This window comes from Sulfurospirillum sp. MES (assembly GCF_000789415.1).
Taxonomy (GTDB): domain Bacteria; phylum Campylobacterota; class Campylobacteria; order Campylobacterales; family Sulfurospirillaceae; genus Sulfurospirillum; species Sulfurospirillum cavolei.
Genome location: NZ_JSEC01000015.1, coordinates 22281 through 32410, shown reverse-complemented (window position 1 = coordinate 32410; position 10130 = coordinate 22281). Strand labels below are relative to the sequence as shown.

General features: G+C 43.5%; 13 protein-coding genes. 5 read left to right on the top strand and 8 right to left on the bottom strand.

Features of this window, described 5'->3' with window-relative positions; genetic code table 11:
- Window positions 1-14: 14 nt before the first annotated feature.
- From petA to OA34_RS12210, 4 genes are all read left to right on the top strand, one after another.
- Window positions 15-521 (top strand): ubiquinol-cytochrome c reductase iron-sulfur subunit, encoded by a 507-nt coding sequence (petA, locus tag OA34_RS12225; protein ID WP_039675762.1) that lies wholly within the window; start codon window positions 15-17, stop codon window positions 519-521.
- Between the two features lie 11 nt (window positions 522-532).
- Window positions 533-1792 carry a cytochrome b gene (locus OA34_RS12220; RefSeq protein ID WP_039675760.1) on the top strand — a complete coding sequence of 420 codons (1260 nt, stop codon included), beginning with the start codon at window positions 533-535 and terminating at the stop codon, window positions 1790-1792.
- The gene (locus OA34_RS12215; protein WP_039675758.1) at window positions 1789-2658 is read left to right on the top strand and encodes a c-type cytochrome; all 870 of its coding nucleotides are present in this window, start codon (window positions 1789-1791) and stop codon (window positions 2656-2658) included. The genes OA34_RS12220 and OA34_RS12215 overlap by 4 nt, the downstream gene beginning before the upstream one ends.
- 61 nt (window positions 2659-2719) lie before the next feature.
- A complete protein-coding gene (locus OA34_RS12210) occupies window positions 2720-3178 on the top strand; it encodes a cyclic nucleotide-binding domain-containing protein (protein ID WP_039675756.1) in 459 nt (152 codons plus the stop codon).
- Window positions 3179-3218: 40 nt separating this feature from the next.
- On the opposite strand, the gene OA34_RS12205 is transcribed toward OA34_RS12210, so the two are convergent.
- The 8 genes from OA34_RS12205 to OA34_RS12170 form a co-directional block, all read right to left on the bottom strand.
- Window positions 3219-3536 (bottom strand): hypothetical protein, encoded by a 318-nt coding sequence (locus tag OA34_RS12205; protein ID WP_039675754.1) that lies wholly within the window; start codon window positions 3534-3536, stop codon window positions 3219-3221.
- A 4-nt stretch (window positions 3537-3540) separates the two neighbouring features.
- Window positions 3541-4125: a hypothetical protein gene (locus OA34_RS12200; protein ID WP_286683035.1), complete on the bottom strand. Its 585-nt coding sequence runs from the start codon at window positions 4123-4125 to the stop codon at window positions 3541-3543.
- Window positions 4122-5081, bottom strand: coding sequence for an ATP-binding protein (locus OA34_RS12195; protein WP_039675750.1), 960 nt, complete (start codon window positions 5079-5081; stop codon window positions 4122-4124). The genes OA34_RS12200 and OA34_RS12195 overlap by 4 nt, the downstream gene beginning before the upstream one ends.
- Entirely contained in the window at window positions 5066-6037 is a 972-nt protein-coding gene (locus tag OA34_RS12190) for a tetratricopeptide repeat protein (RefSeq protein ID WP_039675748.1), read from the bottom strand. The genes OA34_RS12195 and OA34_RS12190 overlap by 16 nt, the downstream gene beginning before the upstream one ends.
- The gene (locus OA34_RS12185) at window positions 6034-6390 is read right to left on the bottom strand and encodes a hypothetical protein (protein ID WP_039675746.1); all 357 of its coding nucleotides are present in this window, start codon (window positions 6388-6390) and stop codon (window positions 6034-6036) included. Before OA34_RS12185 ends, OA34_RS12190 begins: the two co-directional genes overlap by 4 nt.
- Window positions 6387-7730, bottom strand: coding sequence for a hypothetical protein (locus OA34_RS12180; protein WP_039675744.1), 1344 nt, complete (start codon window positions 7728-7730; stop codon window positions 6387-6389). Before OA34_RS12180 ends, OA34_RS12185 begins: the two co-directional genes overlap by 4 nt.
- Window positions 7731-7917: 187 nt before the next feature.
- Window positions 7918-9024 (bottom strand): WG repeat-containing protein, encoded by a 1107-nt coding sequence (locus OA34_RS12175; RefSeq protein ID WP_060826308.1) that lies wholly within the window; start codon window positions 9022-9024, stop codon window positions 7918-7920.
- A 28-nt stretch (window positions 9025-9052) separates the two neighbouring features.
- On the bottom strand, window positions 9053-9382 hold the full coding sequence (locus OA34_RS12170; protein WP_039675742.1) for a hypothetical protein: 330 nt from the start codon (window positions 9380-9382) through the stop codon (window positions 9053-9055).
- 187 nt (window positions 9383-9569) lie between these two features.
- Here OA34_RS12170 and OA34_RS12165 point away from each other — a divergent pair, with 187 nt between their 5' ends.
- Window positions 9570-10130: a ParA family protein gene (locus OA34_RS12165; RefSeq protein ID WP_039675739.1), complete on the top strand. Its 561-nt coding sequence runs from the start codon at window positions 9570-9572 to the stop codon at window positions 10128-10130.

Below are 10130 nucleotides of genomic sequence, written 5' to 3'. Positions count from 1 at the left end.
GAAAGGAAAACAGGATGGCTGTTGAAGAGAGCAGACGAGACTTTATCGGCATGGCATTCGGCGGTTTTGCAGCGGCAGGGGGCATTGTGGCTCTGGGCGCTATGAAGAAGACTTGGGATCCGCTTCCAAGCGTACAATCCGCCGGATTCATTACCGTTGATCTCTCTCCGATGAAAGAAGGAGAGGTACAAACGATACAATGGAGAGGTAAGCCGATTTTCATTTTGAAGAAAAGTGCGGATATGGCAAAGAACGAGAAACGAGACGTCGTCGCAGGGGGGAGTAGCTACTCGGTGATGATCGGACTTTGTACGCACTTAGGCTGTATTCCGACATGGACGCCGTCCACCAAGCAGTTTAAATGCGCATGTCACGGCGGCGAATTTGACGCAAGCGGCGTCAACACGTTCGGACCGCCTCCTCGTCCTATGGATATTCCTCCCTTTAAAATCGACGGAACGAAACTCGTCCTCGGCGAAGAGGGACCGGAATATAAAAAAATGGTAGCTAAGAAAGCGTAAAGGAGAGACACGTGGCAGAAATAAAAAAAGCAACGGGCTTGATGGACTGGTTGGATCAGCGATTGGCGGTCAACGGATTTATCAAAGTGATGATGAGCGAGTATTGGATTCCTAAAAATATCAATTTCCTTTGGGCGATGGGTGTCGTCTTAATGAGCTTGTTTATGATTTTGATCGTATCGGGTATTTTTCTTTTGATGTATTATAAACCCGATATTAAATTGGCGTTTGATAGCGTCAATTATACGATTATGCAAGAGGTCGAATACGGCTGGTTATGGAGACATATGCACGGCGTAGCGGCATCGGTTATTTTCTTAGTCATCTACATTCACATGTTTACGGGTATCTATTACGGCTCATACAAAAAAGGCCGTGAGATGATCTGGTTAACCGGTATGGCACTCTTTGGTATCTTCTCTGCCGAAGCGTTTAGCGGGTATATGCTTCCGTGGGGACAGATGAGTTACTGGGCGGCACAGGTTATTACCAATCTTTTCGGCGGTATTCCTTTTATCGGCGAAGCGTTGGTCATTTGGATTCGAGGCGATTTCTTGGTAGCGGATGCGACGTTAACACGCTTTTTTATGTTACATGTCCTTTTACTTCCTTTAGTAATTTTACTCTTAATCGCCGTTCACTTCTATGCGTTACGTTTTCCGCATGTGAATAACCAAGATTCCGAAGAGTTCGATTTCGACAAAGAGGCTAAGAAGTATTTGGAAGGTCGCAAAAAAGAGTCTAAAGTGGTTCCTTTTTGGCCGGTCTTTTTATCCAAAGACTTTTTCGTTGTCGGTATTGCCTTAACCGTCTTTTTCTACTTGGTCTGTTTCCACTACGATTTTGCGATGGATCCGATCAACTTTGAACCGGCCAACAATATGAAAACGCCGGCACATATTTATCCGGAGTGGTATTTCTTGTGGAGTTATGAAGTGCTTCGCGGTTTCTTCTTTGATATCGGCGGTATTGCAGCAATGGATATCGGTTTAGCGGCGTTTGGATTTGCCAACGTTATTTTTATGCTTTTACCGTTTTTAGATCGCAACACGATGCATACGGCACCGGCGCACAAACGTCCGATGTTTTTCGTCTGGTTTTGGTTATTGTTAATCGATATGATCGTTTTAACCGTTTACGGTAAGCTTCCTCCGACGGGGGCAAACGCGTGGGTAGGCTTTGGTGCAACCATCGTTTTCCTTGTTTTATTCGTCCTCCTTCCGATTATTACCAAAATTGAAGCCAAAAACGAAGAAGGAGCCGAGTCATGAGAGAGTTGAAAATTTTAGTGGTGGTTCTTTTCTTTACTGCCGTTGTCTATTGGGGTGTCGAACCTTTCGCTCATTCTCAAATGCACCCTCACGTCGCCCCTGCCGATTTCGCTTTTAAGGATTTAGGCACGAACGATAAAAAAGGCAATGCAAGCAAAGGTGCCGAGACATTTTTAAGTGCCGGTTGTACGGGATGCCACGGTGTCGCTTCTCAGGGAATGCCTTCACCGATGGACGATGCGGCGGCTTCTGCAAGCTTTGGCGTCGTACCGCCCGATTTGAGCAACGCGGGTGCCATTTACGACAAACACTTTTTAAGCGCACTGATCAAAGATCCGACCAAAGCTTTAAAAGTCGAGCATAAGTTTAATGAAACACGTCCGCATCCGATGATTGCGTTTTACGGTCTTGGGGGCGATTTGGATCAAGAGGTTGCCGACATCGTCGCTTACCTTCAAAGCATTGCTCCGATTGCGCCTTTAAGCGACAAACAAGTCTTTCAAGACGCCTGCGGCAGATGCCACGATATGAAATACGATAAAGCGATGAGTCATTCGGATAAAGCGGCATTAACCGCGTATATGGGAACCTTGCCTCCGGATCTTTCGATTATGATTCGTGCGAAGAGCGACGAGTACCTTTCAACGTTCATCAACAATCCTCAAAAACAGTTGGCGGGTACGTCGATGCCGCGTGTAGGTTTAACCGAAAAAGCGCAAAATCAAGTGATCTCTTATATGGAGAAAGTCGGCGATCGTAAAAAAGCCGAACGCGAAGACCTCGGTTATAAGTTAATCGGCTATATGGTACTTTTCACGCTTCTTGCGTTTGCTTGGAAAGTCAAAATCTGGAGAGAAGTGCACTAAATCGTCACACCTCATGAAGGCACGTTTAAAAGCGTGCCTTTCTTGTGAAAGGAAAAACCCTATGTCTCACGATACGCATTTTTACCGTCTCAACATTCAACACCTTTTCGATACCGACGTTAACTGTCGATATGCCTATCGACGACACTATGAAGCCAATGAAATCGTCTACCAAAAAGGCTCTCAACCGATCGCTCTTTTTATCTACCTTTCAGGCAAACTCACGCTCATCGGGAAAAAAACGCAATGCTTAGACGTGTATCCGGGAGAGTTAATCGGAGCGCATGCTCATTTTGCTAGTCTTTGCTACGCCGAGACTTTACAATTTAGTTCATCGGGAGAGATGTTCGTCATTCAGTTTGATTATTTTCAAAAGCAACTACACCGCTGTTTTGCCTATTTTGAAAAAATTTCCGACTGCTTGCTCAAACGCCAAAGAATCTTAACCAATCTTACGACGCTCCCGCAAGACATCGGCAAAAACGATTCTGTGCGTTTAAACCGTTACGCCGCTCTTTAAACTTTTGCACACCAAAACGGCGCAGCGTATATCCTTTCGTTTAGCGTAGTCCCCAAAGGGCTAAAAGCACCCCGCAACTCGCCGTCCAAACCGGAAAAGGGAAAATAAAAAAATGGAAAATCATTCCCTCATGCGGGAACGTCAACGCGTCAAAGAGTGTTTCTTTGGAAGATTTGATGCGGTAGATGAAATCATAAAGACCCAAAAGTGCGATTTCAAACCATGCTAAAAAAGACCCAAACGACTCACCCACATAGCTTATCGCCAAAAATACGGTAATGAAATAGAGCGGTAAAAACCATAAAACCCATACATTTGCTATGTCAAAATACTTCCAAAAATAAAAATAATTTTTCATCGCATCACGCCTTATGCGTATAGGTGTACATCTGAAATGCTTTCACGGCTTCTTCAAATGCCTCTTTATCGCAGAAGGGCTCTTCGCCTCTTAAATACGCCATCGTAAAAATGTTGCGGTTTTCATCATACCACGTCGCTTCTATTTTATACCCCTTTTTGGAAACGGGACTGTGAGGATCGACATAGCCCTCTTTTATTTCGCATCGCTGAGACGGGGAAAAATAAAATATCTCCGCATCAACGATACGTCCGTCGACACGCAACGTATAGCGAGCGATGCCTTTGTCGGCTATCGCATAAAGACTTACATGTAAAAACGAACGCACAAACATATACGTTGCGATTAAAAAACCGCTGAAAAACAAAGCGATGATGCCATGCCATACATTGTGCGTTTGCCACGCGCTGTACGCCATCACAAGTGCTATAAAAGAGCCGAAAAGTAAAAAAACAAGCACGCCTATGCGCGTCATGATTTCTTTGAAAAATTGTTTTTTAACGTCTATGGGCTGAATATACAGAGGCTTTCCCAAATTGTGGGGTAGTTTGATGACATAGCGTTTGAAGAGGTCGTGTGGCGTCATCACACAAAGCCCATTTTTTTAGGTTTCTTACCGAGTGACTCTGACATGTAAAGCGCTAATTCATCGTAAATGCCGTTTTCATTGGCGTATTCGACAACATTTTTTGCGGCACTAAACCACTCCAACGTCGTTGCTTTGGTACGGTGTATCTCTTCTTTGAGTGCATCTTGGTCGATGGTGAGCTCTTCGCCGCTTTCCAAAATCTCCTCGATGATCGCTTCACTCACGCGATCGACCACGCCTTTGATATCTGCCCCCGAAAAATCAACGCTCATCTTGGCTAAAACGTTATAGTCAAGTGGTTCTATCGGCAATCCTTGCAAGTAAAGTTTGAAAATAGCTTCACGTGCTTTTTCATCGGGCGGCGGTATAAAAAAGATTCTATCAAACCGTCCTGTGCGCCTAAAAGCACTGTCCACATCCCATGGTGCATTGGTCGCACCGATGATGAGAATGTTTTCATTGTCGCTTTCCACTCCGTCCATTTGCGCTAAAAAAGCGTTGATGGTGGAGGTCATATTGGTATGACGAAGCAGTTCTCTCTTTCGTCCAAGCGCGTCGATCTCGTCGATGAAAATGACGCACGGGCGATGGGTACGAGCAGTCTCAAAGAGTGCTTTGATATTTTTTTCGCTATTTCCCACGTACATATCTAAGATTTGCTCTATTCCGATGTTGTAAAATGTGGCACCGCACTCTCCGGCGATGGCGCGCGCAAAGTAGCTTTTTCCGCATCCGGGTGCGCCGTAAAGTAATATGCCCCCACCCGCACTTTTTTTAAATTTCTTAAACAGTTCGGGATTTTTAAAAGGCTGAATAATTTTTAGAGACGCTTGTTTTTTGAGTTCCTCCAAACCGCCGATAGCATCAAACGTGATTTTGTATTTTTGGGATAAAGGCTCAAAAAAAGTAACACCGCCATCCCCTTCATCAACCTTGTTTTTTAACGGTTCATCCATCGTTTTCCTTTTTGGAAAATTTCTTTTATTTTAGCAAAAATGAGTCCTAAAATTTGCCCGCCGATACGCCCCATGACGTAGTACATCGCAGCACCCAAAAGCGTGACGTACCATTCATGCCACGCCACATTACCCAGCAGAGCAAAACAGAGCACAAAAAACGGAAGGCTTAAACGCCAATCGCGCCAAACATACAAGGAGAGAAGAAGTAAGACGCCTGAAGTATGAGGACTCTTTTCCCACATTTCAAAGTGTTCGCCTAAGGCGTACAGCAAAAAAGCCAGCATCAAAGCAGGGGCAAGTGCGTAATAGCGTTTGATACTCTCCAAATTCTCTTTACCCTCTACGTCAAAAGGGTTACGCACTAAAATCTTGCGAAGAACGTTGCTTTTTTCAAAAAGGTTAGACGTCCCTAGCGTTGAGTACAGATGCAGTGCTCCGGCATGATGCGGATCGCTCGCAAGGATAGCCGTAACGATTTCACACGCGATGGGCGTATTGCCCAAATCATACGTGATGATGGCAAGCGTGAGTAAAAAATCCGCATTGTGCGCATCCAACGCCAAAGCTTTATCGATAGCGCGTTTAGCTTCAATATAACGGGAAAGTTCTACCAAAATCTGCGCATGGAGATGATGGTACGCACCGTGGTTGGGTTCATGGGAAAGAAGCTCTTTAACACACGACAAAGCCTCTTTCAATCGGTTTTGCTTAAAAAAGACAAACGCTTGAAAATAAAGAAAATGCACCTCTAAGGGAAACTGTTCCAACGCTTGGGCGATGGCTTCAAGTGCTTCATCCAAACGCTCCAACGCGATCAACGTCAAAATCGTATAGTGATACGCGCTCATGCTCTCTTCATCATGGGAAGCACACAAAGGAATACTGACATGTAAAAGTTCTTCGTAACGTTTTAGTTCGTACAAAACGTCCAATCGTTTGGCGATGTCGCTCACGGTTTTATCCTTGTAAAGGCAACACAATCACGGCATTTGTAAGCGATGGAAGCTAAAAAGAATGCAAAACAAAGCGGCGAGGCAAGAGGGTATTGAACGCATCCTAAAAAGCCCAAAAGAGCGATGAGTACGATCACAACGTATTTTTGTGTCGGCATATGGTAACGCATCTCGAAGCGATACGCGAACCATAGCGTCAATGCTACGGTAAGCATTGTAACGACATTTTTGAGCCACAAGACACTCAGACCTTTGTCTTGAAGCAAGAGCGAAAATACCATGCCGTATAGAAGCCCTAACCACCCGTAATACAAAACAATGCTGAGAAATTTTAAAACATAATGTCGTTTCATTTGCCCTCTTCTTTTGGGTTCACATTCCACACATACACATGACCGTCGTCGAGCGTGTAGAGCTTTTCGTCGCTGATCTCAAAATCCATAACCTCGTTCGCTTCTCCTTGAAAATCGTGCGTTATTTTTTTGCGTTTGAGATCATACCTATACAGATGCGGCGAATCCAGCTCTTGCGTCAACAAAACGGTATCGTTCCAGACACGCATGCGATACACCCTATTTTTCGGGATATTCGGCAACGATGCAAGCGCATTCAAGGTTTTCGTATCGTACAACACGAGTCCGTGTCCATCGGTTCCAACCGCTAAAGTCTGCTTGTCGTACAACGCTAAAGCGAGCACGTCATAAGCATCTTGAACATTTATATCTCGCAAGGTTGTGATAAACGAGCTTTCCTTGGGCGAAGAGCCAAGCGCATACACTTGAACTTCGCCCAAATCGTTGGCAACAAAAAGCGTGTTATCGGTGTAGAGCACATCAAAAATACGATCAAAGCGTTTGTCTTCCAGCGTTTCATAGCCTTTGAAACGCTGTTTTTTTGTATCGAGGCTCTTTACATGTACGTTATGGTGATAGATTTCCACAATGCCGCCTTTGCCGAAGCGAAACAGGTACGCGCCAAAACCTCTTAAGCGATTGAGCTCTTTGTCAGACGTTACAAGCTCTTTGGGAGCTTCTGTGAGAAGCTTTTTTGTTTCCCAAAAGAGGACTTTGCCGTTTTTTGAGGCAACGTATAAATAGCCTTGGTGCAAGAGTATATCCCTATCGAAAGAGTCTAAATCTTGAGCATTAAGAAGCATCTCATGAACCAAAGCAAGTGTTTTTTTATCGTAGATTTCTAAGTATTCCGCATCGCTTGGCTCACGCTTTTGCGTGCTGTACACTTTAGAGCGAGATTGACTCAAGACATAGATAAAACGCTCATCCGTTGCCATTTTTGAAGCGAGGCGGTGCTTGAGTTGCACGCTTTGTAAAAGTCCGTTTTGTTTGGCAAGAAGTGCTCTTTTAAGCCGGGGTTGAAGTGTGTCTTTGCTCATGTGTATCGGATCATAGGGTTTATATTTAAACTCTCGCTCTGCGTAATACTCATGCGTCGCGTTGATCTCTTTGTATACGACCAATTTATGAAACCCAAAACCGCCCGTACCGACATCCTCTTTTATGTCCAGTTTTAAAATGCCGCCTTGCGTCGTTATGCCCCGAGGTCTGTCATCGATGCTGATGTGAAGCCCCTCGATGTCGCTTTGAAGATGAAGCGTACGATCGGTCGCTACGACGCTCTCTTGCGCCCACGCCGATACGGCCAAAAAACAAATACTTCCTAACATAGCTCTCATACGCGCTCCATGCTCATAACGTCTTTCGTTTCGACACCGTATACGCTAAGCTTTCCCGTACCCAAACAAGCGTTGCATCCGTCGGTAGCTTAGATCAAAGGCTTTTAAAGTTTAAAGATGCCCGCGAAAATCGCCGATGACCTCGTGCATATTTGCCTTTACATGTAAGAGGTCATCATTGCGTGTATTATTTTTTATTCACTTCTTTTTTTAAAATCTCATACGCTTTAGAACTATACTCTTTTCCTGTTGCATCTATTAGTATTACTTTACCATTACGTTTAACTTCATATAAGCCATTTGCAATATTAGGGTAAAACTTAAAAATGTCATTGAACTTTTCTTGTGTAACTATTTCACCTTTTGCGTTGATAAATACCCATTTATTATTCACTTCCACTTCTGCAAAACCATTAGATTTAAAATGCCCAGCATATTTAAATGATGCTGGAATGATTACTTTACCTTGCTCATTCACATATCCATACAAATAGTCCCGTTTATCACCGTCTCCAACGGCATCAATTCCAACACATGCTAATCCATTTGATGTAAACATTTCTGCCGTATCGAATTTTGCGGGAATAACCATTTCACCTTTAGTATTAATGTAACCGTATTTTGATTCATATGTTCTGACTTGAACGGCAGCCAATCCGTTGGAACCAAAATCGGCGGCATGATCGAATTTTGCGGGAATAACCATTTCTCCTTTGCTATTGATATAACCGTATTTTGAGTCATTTGTGACGACAACGGCTAAACCGTTCGCCGCAAAAGGATATGCAAACCTAAATGTCGCAGGAATGACCATTTCCCCTTGCGCATTGATATAGCCGTACTTGTCAATTTTTTTCACTAAAGCCAAACCGTTCGGTGCAAAATCGCTTGCTTCTTCAAAATTGCTTTTCATGGCCAATTTTCCGGTAGTGAAACTATCTTTATCGATATAACCATATCGCTCTTCGAGTTTTATTTTTGCCAAACCGTTAAGCGCGAAATCATACATGCCATACTTACCATCAAGTGTAAAAGGCGTCGCTGCTTCTCCTTTCGCATTAATAAATCCATATTTGCTGCTGAATTTTTCAACTCTTACTGCGGCTAATCCATTTTGTGAAAAATGATGCGCATAATAAAATATTTTTCCACCGAATACGGGCTCTCCTTTTGAGTTGACATAAACACACGTACCATCCAAACAAAGCGGTTTGGGGAAAGACTCTTCGGCAACTATCAAAGACGCACTACCGAGCAATGCTATTACTACCATTAAGTGAAACAATTTTTTCATCCGTTTATTTCCTCTTGAGTATTTTATTTTACGGACTTACCGTATACATCCACACTGCCAATACCGCCGTAACGATACCCCAGTATCGAAGCGGTATCCAAAACAAAGAGTGCGTACTTTTTAAGATATACTCTTCGTTGGTCTCTTTGTCGATGACCACTTTCCCCGGTTTATTGTTGAGTTTTTGCCCGACAAAGAAGATAATCCCCGATGCCAAAAGCAATGCCAAAGGCATCGCCCAACGTGAACTTCGATAATACCCTGCACCAAACACGGCATCGCATAAAAGTTGCATCGCCACGGAACATACTATAGCAATCACTATAGCCAAGATACCCCAACCTTTCCAAATAATCATCACGCGCTCCTCTTGCATTTATTTCTAAAAGTATACGTCATTTTCGTTATGTCTTGCGTTATATTTTGAACAAACACTTACCTTCGGCGTCTTCTTAGTCTCATCGTATGGCACACCGCTTCTCTTGAAAATTAGAGTATATTTAACTATAATATACTCATTAAATAGCGTTATAAAAGGGTTAAATATGATTTTATCGGTTATCAACAAAAAAGGCGGCGTCGGCAAAACGCCGATTGCTTTTTCGCTCGCGAAAGACTTAGGGTATTATCTCCAGTCCAACGATAATTCCGTCATCGAATCCATCTATCCGGAAATGGCAAAAATATCTCCGACTCCGGAGATTATCGAGAATTGCGTTTACGATTTTGGAGGATTCGTCACGACCGGCGTTTTACCGATCTTAAAAGTCAGCGATGCGGTACTGATTCCGACATCGACGGATTATAATTCCATTTTACGAACCGTCGAAACGATCGAAGAGATACAAGCCTTGAACAACCGCCTTTTTATCCTTGTGACCAAAACGGAAAAAGAGAGCGACTTTCAAGCGGTCAAAGATGCCATATCGGCTCATTTTGATAATTTGGAGTTTTTTGAACTGCGATTGTCAAAAGCATTTAAGAACAGTATTGAAACCGGTTTGAGTCTCTCTGAGCTGTACCACGAAACGCCGCTGTCCAAATGTGCTTATAAAACGGTTTATCAACAATACCGATCGCTTCTTGAACTCTTCAAAGGAGAATAG